This window comes from Serratia ureilytica (assembly GCF_013375155.1).
GTDB lineage: Bacteria > Pseudomonadota > Gammaproteobacteria > Enterobacterales > Enterobacteriaceae > Serratia > Serratia ureilytica.
This window is the reverse complement of the sequence record NZ_JABXOF010000001.1, coordinates 226441-245066: the sequence shown is the minus strand read 5'-3', so window position 1 is coordinate 245066 and position 18626 is coordinate 226441. Positions and strand designations below refer to the sequence as shown.

Genomic DNA, 18626 nt, shown 5'->3' with positions numbered 1-18626 from the left:
ACAAAGGGGATAACTATAGGAAAAATAATAGTAAAAAGGATTTTATCATGGATATTGATGTGAGGGAGATCAATGCACGGCCTGTCACGGAGTATAGGTATCGAATAACGGTTTATAAAAAAGCCAGCAGCGTTGCTGCGTATTACCTTGATTTTAAAAAAGCGACGTTAAGGATGCGTCAATGGCTTATTGGGGCTTATCCTGCCTCGGAAGTATTGGACAATGCTTACGTCATGGAACTGTACGATGTAAGAGCATTGGAAAATCGCGCCGAAGTAACGAGATCCTTATTTGATACCTATACCAGGATGGCTTACACCCGGTATGAACGAGAACAACTCTTCATTAATGGCATCGGCCTGGCGATCGTCACTTTTGTGACGCAATACCAAGCAAGATTAGTTTTCAGCGTACCGCTCAGGCCAGCGTTAGCCAGAATTTATGACTCGCTCTTGAAAAAACACGCGCATCGCGTACATTATTTGCACAACCAAGCGCTTATTGAGGACGGATTATATGTCATCGAAATCCCGCCTGTTAACGGCAGAATCCCACCCAACCCCTATGAGCATGAAGGAACGGCACCAAAAAGAGATGCAAGCCTTCCACGAAGAATGGGCTGAACAAAGGCGCCGCGAATGGCGTGAACGCGGCGGCGTTGAAGCCAGTGAACCGCCCGCACGTAGCATCGATACCGAACTTTCATCCTGATTCCGGTTCGTTCTTATTCTTCTTCTTCTTTTTCCGCCGTCAGCAATGCAATCCCCGCTTGCTCAATGGCCTCCCGCGCGGCGGCGGGCAACCCCTCATCGGTAATGATGGCGTCAAAGGCTGCGATCGGCAGCGCCAGATAGGTGGCGACTTTGCCGTATTTGGACGTATCGCTGAGCAGAATGCGGCGGCGGCTGGCCTCGACGATGGCCTTCTTCACCATCACCTTATCTTCGTTCGGCGTCGACAGGCCGCGCATGCTCCACGAAGAGGCGGAGATGAACGCCAGATCGATAAACAGACCGCGCAGCGCCTGCGCCGCCGCCTCGCCGACGCAGGAGCGGTTTTCCCGGCACACGGTGCCGCCGGTGTGGATGATTCGGCACTGGCTATGCTCTATCAGAAACCCGGCGATGACAAAGTCGTTGGTCACCACCGTCAAATCGTCACGTTCTCCGATCTGTTTCGCCAGCGCCAGCGTGGTGGTGCCAGCATCCAGATAGATACAGCTATTGGCGGGAATTTGCCGCGCCGCCAGCCGACCGATGGCGATTTTCTGCCGGCCGAACATCCCCTCTTTGGTCTGGTGAGAAGGTTCGCTCGCCACCCGTTCCGGCGCCTGCACACCGCCCGAGACCGACTGCACCGCCCCCTGCTCTTCCAGCTTTTGCACGTCACGGCGGATCGTCATATGCGACACCCCCAGCCGTTCGGTCAGCTCGGCGATACTGACGACGCCGCGTTCGGATACCAGCGCAAGAATTTGTTGATGGCGTTCTACAGGTATCACGGTTCCCTCTCGTTGCTGCGGTGATAATAATTGTGATTTTACGTCAATTTTCGTTCGCCGATAGCCCTTATTTCTCGCAGCGTGACGGCCAGCGCAGTTAGGCCAGCCAAACATAAACTTATTTAAAAACATAATAGTAATGTTGATTTAGGCCAGAAATCGCACGAAAAATCCGTTTCACGCATTGTTAATTATTGTGATAACGATCGCGGATAATCGACCGACAAGCGCTTACATTTAACACAACAAAACAAATTATCACTAAAATTAACAGGAGTGCAGTATGACACACCCAGGGAATTATGCCGTTTGCGTCATCGGGCTGGGGGCGATGGGCATGGGCGCCGCGCGTTCATGCCTCCGCGCCGGATTGACCACCTACGGCGCCGATCTCAATCCGCAGGCGCTGGCGGCGCTGCAACAGGCCGGCGCGAAACAAACGGCCCCCAGCGCGCGCGACTTCGCCGCCGAGCTGGACGCCGTGTTGCTGCTGGTGGTAAACGCCGCGCAGGTGAAGCAAATCCTGTTCGGCGAGCAAGGCCTGGCGCCGCAGCTCAAGCCGGGCACGGCGGTGATGGTGTCTTCGACCATTTCCGCCGATGACGCCAAACAGATCGAGCAACGGCTGCTGGACTACGGCCTGGCGATGCTGGACGCGCCGGTTTCCGGCGGGGCGGCCAAGGCGGAAGAAGGCCAGATGACGGTGATGGCCGCCGGCGCCGACGCCACCTTCGCGCGCCTGCAACCCGTGCTGGACGCCATCGCCGGCAAGGTTTACCGCATCGGCGAAACCATCGGCCTGGGCGCGACGGTAAAAATCATCCACCAGCTGTTGGCCGGGGTGCACATCGCCGCCGGGGCGGAAGCCATGGCGCTGGCCGCCCGCGCCAACATCCCGCTGGACGTCATGTATGACGTCGTCACCCACGCCGCCGGCAACTCCTGGATGTTCGAAAATCGCATGCGCCACGTGGTCGACGGCGACTATACGCCCAAATCGGCGGTGGATATCTTCGTCAAGGATCTGGGGCTGGTGGCGGATACCGCCAAGGCGCTGCATTTCCCGCTGCCGCTGGCCTCCACCGCCTTCACCATGTTTACCGCCGCCAGCAACGCCGGCTACGGTAAAGAAGATGACAGCGCGGTAATCAAAATCTTTGCCGGCATCGATCTGCCGCAGAAAAAGGAGACGCTCTGATGCAGCTCGGCGTAATCGCGGATGATTTTACCGGCGCGACCGACATCGCCAGCTTTCTGGTGCAAAACGGCCTGCCGACGGTGCAGTTGAACGGCGTGCCGCAGGACGAAACGCCGGTCGACGCTCAGGCGGTCGTCATCAGCCTGAAATCGCGCTCCTGCCCGGCAGAGCAGGCGATCGAACAGGCATTGCAAGCGCTGGCCTGGCTGCAAAAACAGGGCTGCCGCCAGTTCTACTTCAAATACTGCTCCACCTTCGACAGCACCGCACAGGGCAATATCGGCCCGGTGACCGACGCCCTGCTCGCCGCGCTGGGGGAAAATTTCACGGTTGTTTCCCCGGCGCTGCCGGTAAACGGCCGCACGGTCTATCAGGGCTACCTGTTCGTCGGGGAACAGCTGCTGTCTGAGTCCGGCATGCGTCATCACCCAGTCACGCCGATGACCGACAGCAACCTGCTTCGCCTGATGGAATCCCAGGCCGCCGGACGCTGTGGGCTGGTGATGGCGGCGGAAATGGATCGCGGCACCGAGGCAGTCAGCGAGAAGCTGCAGCAATTGGCGCAGGAAGGCGTGCGCTACGCGGTGCTGGACACGCTCAACGAACGGCATCTGCTTACCCAGGGCGAAGCGTTGAAAACGATGAAGCTGGTGACCGGCGGTTCGGGCCTGGCGATCGGCCTGGCGCGGCAATGGGCGCAGAACGGCGAACGTTCGGCAGAGGCGGCCGGCGCGCCGCAGGGGGAAAAGGCGGCGGTGCTGTCTGGCTCCTGCTCCGTCATGACTAACCGGCAGGTGGCGCACTATCGCGAACGCGCGGCGGCGCAGGCCATCGATATCGACCGTTGCTTCGATCCCCAGACGCGCGCCGCCTACGCCGTCGAGTTGGCGCACTGGGCGCAGCGCCATGCCGGAGAAACGCTTGCCCCGCTGATCTACGCCACTGCATCGCCGGAGTCGCTGCAGCAAACGCAACAACGGCATGGCGCCGCCGCCAGCGAGGCGGTGGAAGCCTTGTTCGCCGAGCTGGTGGTGCAACTGCGCCAGTTGGGATTCAGCCGCTTTATCGTCGCCGGCGGCGAAACCTCCGGCGTGGTGACGCAGGCGCTGGGCATTCGCGGCTTCCATATCGGCCCCAGCATTTCCCCCGGCGTTCCCTGGGTGCGCGCCAGCGATCGGGCCATTTCCCTGGCGCTGAAATCGGGTAATTTTGGCGATGAAGCCTTCTTCGCGCGCGCGCAAACGGAGTTCCCGGTATGAGCATGACGATTGAACAGCAGGCGCGTGAAGAGATGGTGCGCCTGGGTGCCTCGTTTTTCCAACGCGGCTACGCCACCGGCTCCGCCGGCAACCTCTCGCTGATGCTGCCGGACGGCGCGCTGCTGGCGACGCCGACCGGCTCCTGTCTCGGCGAGTTGCAGGCCGATCGCCTGTCTAAAGTGAGCCTGAACGGCGACTGGCTCTCCGGCGACAAACCGTCGAAAGAGATCAGCTTTCATCGGGCGCTCTATCTGAACAACCCGGAATGCAAAGCGGTCGTGCACTTGCATTGCACCTACCTCACGGCGCTCTCTTGCCTGCAGGGGCTGGACGCCGACAACGCCATCAAACCGTTCACCCCCTATGTGGTGATGCGCGTCGGCAAGGTGCCGGTGGTGCCTTACTACCGGCCCGGCGACGAAAGGCTGGCGCAGGATCTGGCCCGCCTGGCGCCGACCCACCGCGCCTTTTTGCTGGCCAACCACGGGCCGGTGGTGACGGGTAAAGACCTGCGAGCGGCGGCGGACAATACCGAAGAGATGGAAGATGCGGCGCGGCTGATCTTCACCCTCGGCGATCGTCCGATCCGCTATTTGACCGCTGATGAAATTGCCGAATTACGGAGCTGAACCATGCCTAAATTTGCCGCCAATTTGTCGATGATGTTTACCGAGGTGCCGTTCCTCGATCGCTTTGCCGCCGCTGCCGCACAGGGCTTCAGCGCGGTGGAATTCCTGTTCCCTTACGAGCATCCCGCCGATCTGTTGGCCGAGAAACTGCGCGAACACGGCCTGCAACAGGTGCTGTTCAACACCGCGCCCGGCGATGCCGCCGCCGGCGAATGGGGGCTGGCGGCGCTGCCGGGCCGCGAACGGGATGCGCGCGCCGATATCGATCGCGCGCTGGCCTACGCCATCGCCCTTTCCTGCCCCTGCGTGCACCTGATGGCCGGCGTGGTGCCCGCGAGCGCGGATCGGCGGCGTCATCTCGACACCTTTATCGCCAATGCGCGCTATGCCGCAGACGCTTTTGCGCCGCACGGCGTCAAGGTGCTGATCGAGGCGCTCAGCCCGCCGGTCAAGCCCGACTACCTGTTCGCCAGTCAGCATCAGGCGGCGGAAGCGGTGGCGGCGATCGAAAGACCGAACGTGTTCATCCAGTTCGATTTTTTCCACGCGCAGTTGGTGGACGGCAATATCAGCGGGCTGCTGGAGACGCTGGCCGGGCGCTACGCGCATATCCAGATAGCCTCGGTGCCGGATCGTCATGAGCCCGACGAGGGCGAACTGAATTACCCGTGGCTGTTCGACAAACTGGATGCGCTCGGCTATCAGGGCTGGATCGGTTGCGAATACCGCCCGCGCGGCGACACCGCCGCCGGGCTCGGCTGGCTGAAGCCTTACCGCTAAAGCCGCACGCCGACACCAGGAAATCGATTTTATAACAATGAAACGCACCCGTATCGCCACGCGGCGATCGCGGTGCCCAACGCTTACCCAACGAAAGGCTTTTTTCATGTCTACCTCTCTGCTGTTGCTGATTGCCGTACTCGGCGTGGTGCTGCTGTTATTGATGGTGATTAAGGCGAAGGTGCAGCCCTTTGTCGCGCTGTTGGTGGTCAGTTTGCTGGTGGCGCTGGCCAGCGGCATTCCGACCGGCGAAGTGATGAAAGTGATGACCGCCGGAATGGGCGGCGTGCTCGGCTCGGTGACCATCATCATCGGTCTGGGGGCGATGCTCGGCCGCATGATCGAACAATCGGGCGGCGCCGAGTCGCTGGCGCAGCGTTTCAGCCAGGGTCTGGGGCCGAAACATACCGTCGCGGCGCTGACCCTCGCCGCGTTTATTCTCGGCATTCCGGTGTTCTTCGACGTCGGTTTTATCATTCTGGCGCCGATTATCTATGGCTTCGCCAAGGTCGCCAAAGTGTCGCCGCTCAAGTTCGGCCTGCCGATGGCCGGCGTGATGTTGACGGTACACGTCGCGCTGCCGCCGCACCCCGGCCCGGTCGCCGCCGCCGGCTTGCTCAACGCCGACATCGGCTGGCTGACCATTATCGGCCTCGCGATCTGTATTCCGGTCGGCGTTATCGGCTATTTCGCCGCCAACTACCTCAACCGCAAAACCTATCCGTTATCGATAGAGGTGCTGGAACAGCTGCAGCTGGCGGCGCCGGAGCCGCGTCCGGAAGATCACGCGCCGCTCAGCGATCGCATCAACCCGCCCGGCGCCGGCCTGGTGGCGGCGCTGATCGTCATCCCGATCGCCATCATCATGCTCGGCACCGTCTCCGCCACCCTGCTGCCGGCCGGCTCGGCGCTGCGCGACGCGCTGTCGCTGCTGGGCTCGCCGGCGGTGGCGCTGATGATCGCCCTGCTGTTGGCCTTCTATTTCCTGGCGCTGCGCCGCGGCTGGAGCCTGCAACACGCCGGCGACGTGATGGGGGCCGCGCTGCCGACCGCCGCGGTGGTGATCCTGGTAACCGGCGCGGGCGGCGTGTTCGGCAAGGTGCTGGTGGAGTCCGGCGTCGGCAAGGCGCTGGCGGAAGTGCTGACGGCCATCGGCCTGCCGCTGGTGCCCGCCGCGTTTATCATTTCGCTGGCGCTGCGCGCCTCGCAGGGTTCCGCCACCGTGGCGATCCTGACCACCGGCGGCCTGTTGTCGGAAGCGGTCAGCGGCTTGAATCAGCTGCAGCTGGTGCTGGTAACCCTGGCGACCTGTTTCGGCGGGCTCGGGCTTTCGCACGTCAACGACTCCGGTTTTTGGATCGTCACGCGCTATCTGGGGCTGTCGGTGGCCGATGGCCTGAAGACCTGGACGGTGTTGACCACCCTGCTCGGCCTGAGCGGCTTCCTGTTCACCTGGCTGTTGTGGCTGGCGGCGTGATTTCTCTGGCATACTGAACGCCGTTGTTTTTCATCGCCTTTCATCCTGTGCAGGAGCAGCAACATGACCGTAATCAACACCGCGCCCACGCTTATCACCGAACGCCTGCGGCTGGACGCGCACACGCTGGACGACTTCGACTCGCTGGCCGCGCTGTGGGCCGACCCGCTGGTGGTGCGCTATATCGGCGGCACCCCACGCGACCGGGAAGACTCCTGGGGGCGCCTGATGCGCTACGTTGGCCACTGGGCGCTGTTGGGATACGGGTATTGGGCGGTGCGTGACAAGCAGAGCGGCGAGTACCTCGGCAGCATCGGCTTCTCTAACTTCCTGCGCGACATCACCCCGGCGCTCGATGCGCCGGAGATGGGCTGGACGCTGGTGAGTTCGGCGCACGGCAAAGGCTATGCCACCGAGGCGCTGCGGGCGGCGCTGGCCTGGGGGAAAACGCACCTGCCGGGGGAAAAAACCGTCTGCATCATCTCACCTGAAAACCAGGCTTCGCTGGCGTTGGCGAAAAAGGTCGGCTTCAGCGAAAGCCACCGCAGCGAGTACCATCAAAACCCGATCGTGGTGATGCACTGCCCGCTTTGAATGCCTAAGCGCGTTGCACCGCCAACGCCGTCTGAATGAAGTTGTCCCGCAGCGCGTCGGTGCGCTGCGGATCCCAGGCGATACCGACCTGCCACTCCGTCTCCTCGCCGCTCAGAGGTAAAATGTCGATGCCGGCCGGCGCGATATGCGTGATGCTGTGCGGCAGCAGCGCGACGCCGACGCCGGCGGCAACCAACGCCAATAGCGTCTGGATGTCGCCGGCCTGCTGCACCACGTTCGGCGTCAACCGGTGAGCGGCGATAAACCGCAGCGACTGATCGCTCAGCCCGCGCCCGCGTTTAGGGGTCAATTGCAACAGCGGCAGCTGATTGAAACGCGCCATCAGATCGTCGGCGCGCAGCGCCAGTGCGCCCGGCGCGGCCAGCACCAACCTATCGCTCAGCAATGCCACACCGCACAGCGGCGTATTGACCGGCAAGCGCACGAACCCCGCCTGCAACTCTCCCTGCAGCAACAGCTGATACTGCCGCTCCGACGGCAGATCTTCGAGGCCAATCGCCACCTCGGGAAACCGTTGGCGAAAGGCGGCCACCAGCTGCGGCGCCAGATGAAAACTGGACAGGCCAAACCCCAGCGCCAGCCGCCCCGCTTCCCCGAGCGCCACCCGCCGCGCGCGCCGCTGAAACTGCTGATACTGCTCCACCAGCGCCTGCGCCTCCGGGTAAAGCCGCCGCCCGCCGGCAGTGAGCACCGCCCCTTGTCGGCCGCGCTCGAACAGCCGAACGTCAAGCTGGGCTTCCAGCGCCTGAATTTGCTTGCTCAGCGCCGGTTGGCTGATGCACAGCAGGCTCGCCGCCTGCCGATAGTTACCCTGCTCCGCCAGCGCCACCAGGGCGCGCAGTTGTTTTATATCCATTCCATTAGGTTATCAAATAAGGAATTTAATTGATTATACAGTAATCAATTCGCCTGCTGTAATCAATGCATACCCCAACCGGAGAGATCCCATGACCACCTCATTACGCGCCGCCACGGTGCAATTCCAGCATCGCGCCAATGACAAGAATTACAACCTGTCGACCATGGAACGCTTTATCGCGGAAGCGGCCGAACAACAGATACAGCTGTTGGCCTTCCCGGAAATGTGCGTCACCGGCTATTGGCACGTGCGCCATCTGTCCGACGCCGAAGTGCGGGCGCTGGCGGAGCCGATCGTGAGCAGCCCTTCGCTGGCGCGCATTCGCCCGCTGGCTGAGCGTTACAACATGGCGATTGGCGTCGGGCTGATCGAGCTGGGCGATGACGGCCGGTGTTACAACGCCTATGCCGTTTGTCTGCCGGACGGCGAACTGCATGTGCACCGCAAACTGCACGCCTTCGAGCACCCGGCTATCGCCAGCGGCGACCGCTATACGGTGTTCGATACCCCCTGGGGCGTACGCGTGGGCGTATTGATCTGCTGGGACAATAATCTGGTGGAGAATGTGCGCGCAACGGCGCTGCTGGGCGCGGAGGTGCTGATCGCCCCGCACCAGACCGGCGGCACCCATTCGCGCAGCCCGCACGGCATGAAGCCGATCCCGCAGGCGCTGTGGCAGCGGCGCGTGGAAGATCCGCAGGCGATAGAAGCCGCCTTTCGCGGCGAACACGGCCGCGGCTGGCTGATGCGCTGGCTGCCGTCGCGCGCTCACGACAACGGGCTGTTCTTGCTGTTCAGCAACGGCGTGGGCCGAGATGACGATGAAATACGCACCGGCAACGCGATGATCCTCGATCCTTACGGCCGGATCGTGGCGGAGACCTGGGCGGCGGAAGACCGGATGGTCAGCGCCGAGCTCGATCTGACGCTAATCCCGCTCAGCACCGGTCGCCGCTGGATCTACGGGCGGCGCCCCGAGCTGTACGGGTTGTTGACCGAGCCGCAAGGCTACGAGCGCGATGCCCGCAGCGCGCGCTTTTCGACGCAGCCGACGGGGCGCGGCGGTGAATGACAGATAAAAAAAATCCGCCCGGAGGCGGATTTTTTATGGGTGCGGCAAACAAGGCCGCAGGTTCATGCCCGCAGGCACGAACACACTTAGAAGCGGTAGCCTACGCCAACGTTCCAGGTGCCAACGTCAACGCTGCGAATGCGGTTCTGCTCGTAACCGACATCCAGGGCAACGTTCTCGATTGGGTTGAACTGCAGACCGGCGCCGTAGGTGAAGCCGTAGTCAGCGGTGTCGTGACGAGAAGTGCCGTTCTGAGCGTTGGTAGTGAATTTACCGTAACCCAGGCCAACCAGACCGTAGATGCTCGCCCAGTCATTGATGCGGTATGCTGGACCGGCAGAGATAGAGTTGTACTGAGCTTTGTTATAGAAACCGTCCTGAGAACCGTCCTTTTCCAGGTGGGTAAAGGAACCGATTACGCCCAGTGGGTTGTTGTCGAACTCGTAACGGTATTTCAGGTTGAAACCGTCGGCTTTGTTAGCAACGCCTTGGAAATCACCCTGCGCATAGCCAGCGGATACGGTGCTCTGACCAGCGAATGCGGTACCTGCGCTAACTGCTAATACGCAAGCTGCTACTGCGGAAAGACATGCAATTTTTTTCATAACCACCTCAAACGCGTTTTATTATTAAGTACATCCATTTGTTCATGCTTTGAAAATATAACAAAAATTAGCGTGAAACTCTGCCTTGAAATGAGTGTCTAATGCTTTATATCGTGTAACAGAAGATTTCAAGAACAGTGTATCTTCTTCTTTTCGCTCTATTTTCGGCCGTATTCTACGACTTTCTGTGACAAAAATCACCTATTTAATATCCAGATAATTCTTAAGAAAAAGCGCACTTTTTGACCAAATCCGCCACATCTCATCCGAGGATCGGCGGATTTCACCGCGATGCGCGCTTTTCTCAGACAGATTTTCGCCATTTCATTTACACTGCTCGCATCCCCGTTTCGACCGTTTTCTCAAGGCTGAGGAACGGCGCATAAAAGGCCCGTTAAGGATGTCGTTATCTACTGCCGGCAGAGCGCCCTCCGCGCTGCTGCCCATTTGTCTGTTAATCATCGCCATGGTGTCGATCCAGAGCGGCGCTTCGTTGGCCAAAAGCCTGTTCCCGATCGTGGGCGCGGAAGGCATCACGACGCTGCGTCTTTTCATCGGCACCCTGATTCTGTTCATCATCTTCCGCCCGTGGCGCATGCGCATCGCCGCCGGCAGCCGCTTGCCGCTGTTGATTTACGGCCTGTCGCTCGGCGCGATGAACTACCTGTTCTACCTGTCGTTGCGCACCGTGCCGCTCGGCATCGCCGTGGCGCTGGAGTTTACCGGCCCGCTGGCGGTGGCCATGTTCTCGTCGCGGCGGCCGATTGACTTCCTTTGGGTGGCGTTGGCGATCGCCGGGCTGTGGTTCCTGCTGCCGCTTGGTCACGGCGTAGGCGGAATCGACCCGTTCGGTGCCGCCTGCGCGCTCGGCGCCGGCGCCTGCTGGGCGGTCTATATCATCTTCGGCCAGAAGGCCGGCGGCGATCACGGCCCCGGCACGGTGGCGCTCGGCTCGCTGATCGCCGCGTTGGTGTTCTGCCCGATCGGCGCCTGGCAAACCGGCAGCGTGCTGTTCAACGTTGAGATTCTGCCGATAGCGCTGGCGGTGGCGATCCTCTCCACCGCGCTGCCTTATTCGCTGGAGATCATCGCGCTGCCCAAAATTCCGGCGCGCACCTTCGGCACCTTGATGAGCCTGGAACCGGCGATGGCGGCGTTATCCGGCATGCTGTTCCTCGGCGAACACCTGAGCGGCGTGCAATGGCTGGCGCTGGCGGCGATCATCGCCGCCTCCATGGGCTCCGCCCTCACCATTCGCCCCAAACCTCGCCTCGAAAGCCTTTCCTGATGACCCGACTCGCCTGCAGACCGCAACGTCGGAATGCAGGCGGGTTAACTGTTTTCCTCGTGACAAGTCGGCATACTTCCCCTTAGCCTGTATCGCAGGCTCTTTGGACTTTCGCTCACATGGAGAATAACAGTGATTCACAACAGCCTGTTCAACCCACGCTTCGGCCGCGGACTCGCGCCGGCGCTGGTTTCAACCCTGACCGAATTGCGCCGATGCGACCTGCCAGAACTGGCGCTGGGGCATCACCCGATCGACGGCGACAACATCTTTATGGACGTGATGACGCTGACCACCGCGCCGGCGGCGGAAAAGCGCGCCGAAATGCATCAGGAATACATTGCGCTGCATCTGCTGATCAGCGGTGAAGAGCGCATCGAATACGGTCTGGCGGGCAACGGACATCGCGAACAACCCCACGCGGAAAATAGCGATCTGCTGCTGCTGGACATCAAACGCCACCCGCAAACGCTGCACATGACGCACGGCATGTTCGCCCTCTTTTTCCAGATGGAGCCGCACAAGACCGGCTGCGTGTGGCAGCGGCCACAGCAAATCAAGAAAGCGGTGGTGAGGATCCATCACCGTCTGCTGCTGTGAACCTGCGGCAGCGCCCGTAGAAAATCGGCGGCCTGGCGGGGAGAACGCAGGCGCACGAAACGGCGTCCGGCGTCGGGACGAGCCATCTCCGCCAGGTATTTTCGCCGGTTCTTCGAGTAAGTGCGGATCGTCCAGAGCACGATCGACTCGCGGCTGAAGAAAGAACGGCGGAAGCTTTCCCGATTGCCGGTGCCCGGCCACAGCTCGCTTTTGCCGGCCGCGCGTCGGCACGCGCGGCGCACGGCCTGCCACAGCGTGCGGCCGAAACCGTAGTCCAGCCACAGAATATAATCGACCTCGCGCCACTTGATCGGCTGCGTGCGGCTGTAATTGCCGTCCAGCACCCAGCCATCCCCCGCTTCGGCCAGCGTCTGTTCAAGCCGCGCCAGGAACGCGTCATCAGGCGTTCCCTGCCATTCGGGCCGCCAATACAGCCTGTCCATCTCGATATAGGGCACGCCAAGCCGTTCCGCCAGTTGACGTGCCAGGGTGCTTTTACCGCTGCCGCTGGTGCCGACGACGTTAATTTTCATTATTCGCCTATAAAGAGAGAGGATAATTGCCCTACTGTAGCGGCATCAATTACCGCTATCAATATGAATGGATGAGAAATTAACACTACGATAACAAAGCGGATATTTAGCCGAAGCCCGCAGGCGAAAAAATAAAATAACCAGGGTAAATTTTCACAGCCATAAACAATAAATCAGCGAATGATAAATAATTATATTTTTCATGGTGTTGCATTAATTAAAAATTCAACCAGATCCATTATTCGTAGGCTAACCCTATTTGTGCAATAGCCATTTTCGTCCGGCAAAAATAAACAGCCCTGCTATAATTGATCCCGTAATGAAATAGGACAACGACTAATCAAGAGGATATCTGATATGAGTACCGCTAAACTGGTGAAAACGAAATCTTCTGATCTGCTGTATACCCGTAACGATCTGGACGAAAAAATCAAACTGGCCGCCATCAAGGCGCTGAACCATCAGGTCGTGCAATTCATCGATCTTTCGTTGATCACCAAACAGGCGCACTGGAACATGCGTGGCGCGAACTTTATCGCGGTTCATGAAATGCTGGACGGCTTCCGCACCGCCATCATCGAGCACCAGGACACCTTCGCCGAGCGCGTGGTGCAGCTGGGCGGCGTGGCGCTGGGCACCGTACAGGTGGTGAACGATCGCACGCCGCTGAAAAGCTATCCGACCAATATCCACAGCGTGCAAGAACACCTGAAAGCGCTGGCCGATCGCTACGGCGCGGTGGCGAATGACATCCGTAAGGCCATTACCGAAGTGGAAGACGAAGACACCGCCGACATGTTCACCGCCGCCTCGCGCGATCTGGACAAGTTCCTGTGGTTCATCGAATCCAACATCGAATAACGCCGCAGCGCGTTGCAGACCGCCCGTCGTGCCGGGCAGAACAGGCTGGGCTTCGCCCGGCCTGTTTTCTTTTGCGCGGCCGTTGAATTGTGCAAAAAACGGCCCATATTAAACGGTAGGTTTCCCTTGTCAGGAGGTCATGATGGCCAGCGGCTGGGCGGCGGACGGCGCCGTACAAGATCAGATTGATTCTACCGTCGACGATGCGGTGCAGCGTGCGCGTGATGCGCTCGGGCATGGCGAGAGCGAGCGCTATTGCCAGGAATGTGGAGAACCGATCCCCGAGGCGCGCCGCAAGGCGCTGAAGGGGGTGCGTTTTTGTGTCGCCTGCCAGGCCGAACAAGACAAAAAACACGCGGCCAGCAGCCTGTACAACCGGCGCGGCAGCAAAGACAGCCAGTTGCGCTAGCATTATCTGCTCCCCTTTTTCCCCTCTCGCGGCCACGCTTGCACCGTCAATGGATCATGAAAGTTAGAGTTAGTTATCAATATTGAAGCAAAAACGTTAAAGAACGGTTGTTTCACAGCCAAAATTTGGTTAATGATAGCCCCGTGCACCAAGATAATTCTTACGCACCATTTCGGTGCCTCATTGTGGTGCATAACCATAACTATTCGCCGTCACGGCACAACATCACGCAGTAACTCTTTGTTTTTATATTAGTTGAAAACATGGCACGATTTTTTCATGGCACCAACTGCAATATAAAAAATGGGTAATCCGCAACCTGTACAGGAATTCCTCTCATGAAGTCGATTTTTAAAGTCTCCCTGGCCGCACTCTCCCTGGCCTTTGCCGTAAGTTCCCACGCAGCAGACAAACTGGTGGTCGCCACCGACACCGCTTTCGTTCCTTTTGAGTTCAAGCAAGGCGACAAATACGTCGGCTTCGACATCGACCTGTGGGCCGCCGTCGCCAAAGAGCTGAAGCTGGACTACACCCTGAAACCGATGGACTTCGGCGGCATCATTCCGGCGCTGCAGACCAAAAACGTCGATCTGGCGCTGGCCGGCATCACCATCACCGATGAGCGCAAGAAAGCCATCGACTTCTCAGACGGTTACTACAAAAGCGGCCTGCTGGTCATGGTCAATGCCGACAACAACAGCGTGAAAGGCATCGACGATCTGAACGGTAAAGTGGTGGCGGTCAAAAGCGGCACCGGCTCGGTGGATTACGCCAAGCAGCACATCAAAACCAAGGATCTGCGTCAGTTCCCGAACATTGACAACGCCTATATGGAACTGGGCACCAAGCGCGCCGACGCGGTGCTGCACGACACGCCAAACATCTTATACTTCATCAAGACGGCCGGCGCCGGCAAGTTCAAAACCGTCGGCGATTCGCTGGAAGCGCAGCAGTATGGCATCGCCTTCCCTAAAGGCAGCGACGAGCTGCGCGAGAAGGTGAACGGCGCGCTGAAAACCCTGCGCGAGAACGGCACCTATAACGAAATCTACAAGAAGTGGTTCGGCACCGAACCTAAGTAAGCGGTGAACTTGGCACGCTATTAACTTAAGCACAGGGGGTCGCTTAACCCCCTGCGCTTCGTTGTATCTGATACCCACGTTTGGGATCACCGGGAGAAATATCATGCAGTTCGACTGGAGCGCCATCTGGCCCGCCATTCCTATCTTGTTAGAGGGCGCCAAAATGACCCTGTGGATTTCGGTCCTCGGTCTGATTGGCGGCCTGATCATCGGCCTCGTCGCCGGCTTTGCCCGCACCTACGGCGGATGGATCGCCAACCACATCGCGTTGGTGTTTATCGAAGTGATCCGCGGCACGCCGATCGTGGTGCAGGTGATGTTCATCTACTTCGCCCTGCCGATGGCGTTCACCGATTTGCGCATCGATCCGTTCACCGCGGCGGTGGTGACCATCATGATCAACTCCGGCGCCTACATCGCGGAAATCACCCGCGGCGCGGTGCTGTCTATCCATAACGGTTTCCGCGAAGCCGGGCTGGCGCTCGGCCTGTCGCGCCGCGAAACCATCCGCTACGTCATTATGCCGCTGGCGCTGCGCCGCATGCTGCCGCCGCTGGGCAACCAGTGGATCATCAGCATCAAAGACACCTCGCTGTTCATCGTGATCGGCGTGGCGGAGCTGACCCGTCAGGGTCAGGAAATTATTGCCGGTAACTTCCGCGCGCTGGAAATCTGGAGCGCCGTGGCGGTTATCTACCTGATTATTACTCTGGTGCTGAGCTTCGTGCTGCGTCGTCTGGAAAGAAGGATGAAAATCCTGTGATTGAATTTAAAAACGTCTCCAAGCATTTTGGCCAAACCCAGGTGCTGCACAACATCGATTTGAAGATCGACAAAGGCGAAGTGGTGGTGATCATCGGGCCGTCCGGCTCCGGCAAATCCACCCTGCTGCGCTGCATCAACAAGCTGGAAGAAGTGACCAGCGGCGATCTGATCGTCGATGGCCTGAAAGCCAACGATCCGAAAGTAGACGATCGGTTGATCCGCCAGGAAGCCGGCATGGTATTCCAGCAGTTCTACCTGTTCCCGCACCTGACGGCGCTGGAAAACGTCGCCTTCGGCCCGATCCGCGTGCGCGGCGCGAAGAAGTCCGATGCGGAAAAGCTGGCGCGCGAGCTGCTGGCCAAGGTCGGTCTGGCTGAGCGCGCCCACCACTACCCGTCCGAACTGTCGGGCGGCCAGCAGCAGCGCGTGGCGATCGCGCGCGCGCTGGCGGTGAAGCCGAAAATGATGCTGTTCGACGAGCCGACCTCCGCGCTCGATCCGGAGCTGCGCCACGAAGTGCTTAAGGTGATGCAAGACCTGGCCGAGGAAGGCATGACGATGGTCATCGTCACCCACGAAGTCGGCTTTGCCGAAAAAGTGGCGTCGCGCCTGATCTTTATCGACAAGGGCCGGATTGCCGAAGACGGCAACCCGCACGATCTGATCAACCATCCGCCGAGCCCGCGTCTGCAGGAATTCCTGCAGCACGTTTCCTGATCCTGGCGGTTTAACGGCGGGCGCGCCACGCGCCCGCCGCTTTCATTCCGCACGCTCTCCCACGCCCCATCGCGCTTCCTTTCCTACTATATTGATTGTTTTTCATCGTATTGCTCTGACATCCGCCGATCACAGAACGCCAAAGAGAGGAACCATGCCGCCAAACGCAGACTCCCGACGAGGTTCTCATCTGCGAGAACACCTGCTTTTCCTGCTGCTGCTGTTGACCCTGAGCGTCTTCGCACCACCGGCGCTGGCGCAAAACGCGCCGCCTGCGCCCGCCGACAAGAGCGAGCAGCAGAAAGCCGCCTACGCCGCGCTGGCCGATCTACTGCAAGACGACCAAGCGCGCGCGGAACTCATCGACCACCTGAAACAGACCGCCGGCGACGCTGCGGCCGCCGCGCCGGCAACGCCGGAGGAATCGACGCCCGTTACGCTGAGCGACAGCCTGAACTCGCTGGCGCAGGAAGGCATCGGCACCTTTAACCAGAAGCTCGGCGCGCTGCAAAAGCTGATCGATTCCGGCCCGAAGCGCGTTTTCAATCCCGCCGGCTTTTTCCGCGCGCTGGGCTACTTTCTGCTGACGGTGGCGGTCACCTTTGCGCTGTTCCACCTGATCCGCCGGCTGATCGCGCCGCTGTACAAGCGCATGGGCAGTTGGGGGCACAACGCCAGGCTGCAGCGCGGCCCGTGGTATAAGCGCCCCGCCGCCATTCTCGGCGCTTTCGCCATCGATCTGCTGGTGCTGCTGCTGGCGCTGGCGGCAGGCAACCTGTTTGCCCGCCACGTCCACGCCGACAGCGCCACCATTCTGCGGCTGCAGACCCTGTTTCTCAGCGCCTTCGCGGTAATTGAATTTTTCAAGGCGGTGCTGCGGCTGATTTTCGCCCCCAGCTTCGACTATCTGCGCCCGTTCCCCTTCAGCGATCGGAGCGCACGCTATTGGAACACCCGCCTCGCCTGGCTCAGCGGCCTGATCGGCTATGGCCTGATGGTGGTGGTGCCGGTGGTGGCGGTGCAGATCAGCTATTCGGCCGCCGCCGCCGTCAATCTGGTGGTGATGCTGGCGCTGACGCTGTACGCCATTTGGCTGATCCTGCACAACCGCAAACCGATACAGCAACAGATCAACCTGCTGGCCGAACGGTCGATGGCATTTTTCAGCGTGATCCTGCGCGGGCTGGGGCATGTCTGGCACCTGCTGGCGATCGCCTATTTTCTGGTGCTGTTCGTGCTGTCCCAGTTCGACATCGGCAACAGCCTGCGCTTTATGATGAACGCCACGGTAAAAAGCCTGCTGGTGGTCGGCGTCGGCGCCCTGCTGTCCGGCATGCTGACCCGCTGGATTTTCCGCCGCATTTCGCTGCCGAGCGACGTCAATTTACGCTATCCGATGCTCGAGCGGCGCATCAACTCTTACATCCCCAACGGGTTGAAGATACTGCGGGTGATGGTGGTGCTGGCAGTGACGCTGTTTCTGCTTGATGCGTGGCATCTGATCAACCTGTATCAATGGGCGGGCAGCGAAAATGGCCAGCGGACGCTCGGCGGGCTGGTGCATATTCTGCTGATCCTGTTGATCGCCGTGTTTAGCTGGACGCTGATGGCCAGCATCATCGAGCACCGCCTGGCGCTGGAGCTGAGCAACGGCGTGCGGCCGAGCGCGCGCGAACGCACGCTGCTGACGCTGTTTCGCAACGTGTTGGCTATCGTTATCAGCACCATCACCGTGATGATCGTGCTGTCGCAGGTCGGACTGAACATCGCGCCGCTGCTGGCGGGCGCCGGCGCGCTGGGGCTGGCCATCAGCTTCGGCGCCCAGACGCTGGTGAAAGACGTGATCACCGGCGTGTTCATCCAGTTTGAAAACGGCATGAACACCGGCGAATACGTGACCGTCAGCGGCATCACCGGCACCGTGGAGCGCATGACCATCCGCTCGATCGGCCTGCGCGACGACTACGGCGTCTATCACATCGTGCCGTACTCTTCGATCACCACGCTGGCCAACTATGCGCGTGAGTTCGGGGTATACCGCGCCAATTACACCGTCAGCCGCGACGAGGACATCGATCGGGTCAATGCGGTGCTGCATCAGGCCATCGAGGCGCTGAAGCAGGATGAACAGGTGAAGCATTTCCTGATTGGCGAGCCGGTCTTCAACGGCGTGGTGGCGCTGGGCGATCGCTCGTTCACCACCCGCGTGACGGTGCGCACGCAGGCGCTGAAACAGTGGGTGGTGCAATACGCCCTCGACCGGCTGGTGAAAATCCATTTCGATCGGGCCGGCATCGGCATGCCGCAGCAGGCGATGCAGATTTCCCGCGCGCCGCAGCCGCATGACGAGCAGGCGCCGCCCGCGGCGATCTGAGG

20 protein-coding genes are annotated in these 18626 nt (G+C 60.2%); 16 read left to right on the top strand and 4 right to left on the bottom strand.

Annotation, left to right across the window (positions count from 1 at the left end; translation table 11 throughout):
- Window positions 1-47 precede the first annotated feature (47 nt).
- Entirely contained in the window at window positions 48-623 is a 576-nt protein-coding gene (locus HWW83_RS01280) for a hypothetical protein (RefSeq protein WP_033650564.1), read from the top strand.
- Window positions 624-724: 101 nt separating this feature from the next.
- Here the strand turns inward: HWW83_RS01280 and ygbI are convergent, their stop codons facing one another.
- Window positions 725-1501, bottom strand: coding sequence for a DNA-binding transcriptional repressor YgbI (gene ygbI / locus HWW83_RS01275; protein WP_033642400.1), 777 nt, complete (start codon window positions 1499-1501; stop codon window positions 725-727).
- Between the two features lie 283 nt (window positions 1502-1784).
- Here ygbI and ltnD point away from each other — a divergent pair, with 283 nt between their 5' ends.
- From ltnD to HWW83_RS01245, 6 genes are all read left to right on the top strand, one after another.
- On the top strand, window positions 1785-2699 hold the full coding sequence (gene ltnD / locus HWW83_RS01270) for an L-threonate dehydrogenase (protein WP_033642399.1): 915 nt from the start codon (window positions 1785-1787) through the stop codon (window positions 2697-2699).
- Window positions 2699-3958 (top strand): 3-oxo-tetronate kinase, encoded by a 1260-nt coding sequence (otnK, locus tag HWW83_RS01265; protein WP_080273378.1) that lies wholly within the window; start codon window positions 2699-2701, stop codon window positions 3956-3958. The genes ltnD and otnK overlap by 1 nt, the downstream gene beginning before the upstream one ends.
- Window positions 3955-4587 carry a 3-oxo-tetronate 4-phosphate decarboxylase gene (gene otnC / locus HWW83_RS01260; RefSeq protein WP_089194452.1) on the top strand — a complete coding sequence of 211 codons (633 nt, stop codon included), beginning with the start codon at window positions 3955-3957 and terminating at the stop codon, window positions 4585-4587. Before otnK ends, otnC begins: the two co-directional genes overlap by 4 nt.
- A 3-nt stretch (window positions 4588-4590) precedes the next feature.
- Window positions 4591-5367, top strand: coding sequence for a 2-oxo-tetronate isomerase (otnI, locus tag HWW83_RS01255; RefSeq protein ID WP_176588936.1), 777 nt, complete (start codon window positions 4591-4593; stop codon window positions 5365-5367).
- 106 nt (window positions 5368-5473) lie between these two features.
- Complete coding sequence (locus tag HWW83_RS01250; protein WP_033642396.1) at window positions 5474-6844, top strand: GntP family transporter; 1371 nt, start codon at window positions 5474-5476, stop codon at window positions 6842-6844.
- Between the two features lie 63 nt (window positions 6845-6907).
- The gene (locus tag HWW83_RS01245) at window positions 6908-7438 is read left to right on the top strand and encodes a GNAT family N-acetyltransferase (RefSeq protein ID WP_033650561.1); all 531 of its coding nucleotides are present in this window, start codon (window positions 6908-6910) and stop codon (window positions 7436-7438) included.
- A gap of 4 nt (window positions 7439-7442) precedes the next feature.
- Here HWW83_RS01245 and HWW83_RS01240 read toward each other — a convergent pair whose 3' ends face one another.
- A complete protein-coding gene (locus tag HWW83_RS01240; protein WP_047025033.1) occupies window positions 7443-8315 on the bottom strand; it encodes a LysR family transcriptional regulator in 873 nt (290 codons plus the stop codon).
- Between the two features lie 91 nt (window positions 8316-8406).
- On the opposite strand from HWW83_RS01240, the gene HWW83_RS01235 reads away from it, so the two are divergent.
- On the top strand, window positions 8407-9390 hold the full coding sequence (locus tag HWW83_RS01235) for a nitrilase family protein (protein ID WP_033650559.1): 984 nt from the start codon (window positions 8407-8409) through the stop codon (window positions 9388-9390).
- Window positions 9391-9476: 86 nt separating this feature from the next.
- Here the strand turns inward: HWW83_RS01235 and ompX are convergent, their stop codons facing one another.
- Entirely contained in the window at window positions 9477-9995 is a 519-nt protein-coding gene (gene ompX, locus HWW83_RS01230; protein WP_019454480.1) for an outer membrane protein OmpX, read from the bottom strand.
- Window positions 9996-10395: 400 nt separating this feature from the next.
- On the opposite strand from ompX, the gene rhtA reads away from it, so the two are divergent.
- Window positions 10396-11283 carry a threonine/homoserine exporter RhtA gene (gene rhtA / locus HWW83_RS01225; protein ID WP_033650558.1) on the top strand — a complete coding sequence of 296 codons (888 nt, stop codon included), beginning with the start codon at window positions 10396-10398 and terminating at the stop codon, window positions 11281-11283.
- A 132-nt stretch (window positions 11284-11415) separates the two neighbouring features.
- The gene (gene nanQ / locus HWW83_RS01220; RefSeq protein WP_033642391.1) at window positions 11416-11883 is read left to right on the top strand and encodes an N-acetylneuraminate anomerase; all 468 of its coding nucleotides are present in this window, start codon (window positions 11416-11418) and stop codon (window positions 11881-11883) included.
- Here the strand turns inward: nanQ and HWW83_RS01215 are convergent.
- Complete coding sequence (locus HWW83_RS01215) at window positions 11865-12416, bottom strand: shikimate kinase (protein ID WP_069101078.1); 552 nt, start codon at window positions 12414-12416, stop codon at window positions 11865-11867. The genes nanQ and HWW83_RS01215 overlap by 19 nt on opposite strands.
- A gap of 357 nt (window positions 12417-12773) precedes the next feature.
- On the opposite strand from HWW83_RS01215, the gene dps reads away from it, so the two are divergent.
- The 6 genes from dps to ybiO all read left to right on the top strand — a co-directional run bounded on the left by dps (window position 12774) and on the right by ybiO (window position 18624).
- Window positions 12774-13277 (top strand): DNA starvation/stationary phase protection protein Dps, encoded by a 504-nt coding sequence (gene dps, locus HWW83_RS01210; protein WP_016928514.1) that lies wholly within the window; start codon window positions 12774-12776, stop codon window positions 13275-13277.
- Window positions 13278-13419: 142 nt separating this feature from the next.
- The gene (locus tag HWW83_RS01205; RefSeq protein WP_033650555.1) at window positions 13420-13686 is read left to right on the top strand and encodes a DksA/TraR family C4-type zinc finger protein; all 267 of its coding nucleotides are present in this window, start codon (window positions 13420-13422) and stop codon (window positions 13684-13686) included.
- A gap of 338 nt (window positions 13687-14024) precedes the next feature.
- Window positions 14025-14768 carry a glutamine ABC transporter substrate-binding protein GlnH gene (glnH, locus tag HWW83_RS01200; protein WP_033642388.1) on the top strand — a complete coding sequence of 248 codons (744 nt, stop codon included), beginning with the start codon at window positions 14025-14027 and terminating at the stop codon, window positions 14766-14768.
- A 103-nt stretch (window positions 14769-14871) separates the two neighbouring features.
- The gene (glnP, locus tag HWW83_RS01195; protein WP_004939229.1) at window positions 14872-15531 is read left to right on the top strand and encodes a glutamine ABC transporter permease GlnP; all 660 of its coding nucleotides are present in this window, start codon (window positions 14872-14874) and stop codon (window positions 15529-15531) included.
- On the top strand, window positions 15528-16250 hold the full coding sequence (gene glnQ / locus HWW83_RS01190; RefSeq protein WP_004939230.1) for a glutamine ABC transporter ATP-binding protein GlnQ: 723 nt from the start codon (window positions 15528-15530) through the stop codon (window positions 16248-16250). Before glnP ends, glnQ begins: the two co-directional genes overlap by 4 nt.
- Window positions 16251-16404: 154 nt before the next feature.
- Window positions 16405-18624, top strand: a complete 2220-nt coding sequence (ybiO, locus tag HWW83_RS01185) for a mechanosensitive channel protein (RefSeq protein ID WP_176588935.1) — start codon at window positions 16405-16407, stop codon at window positions 18622-18624.
- The last annotated feature ends 2 nt before the right edge of the window (window positions 18625-18626 follow it).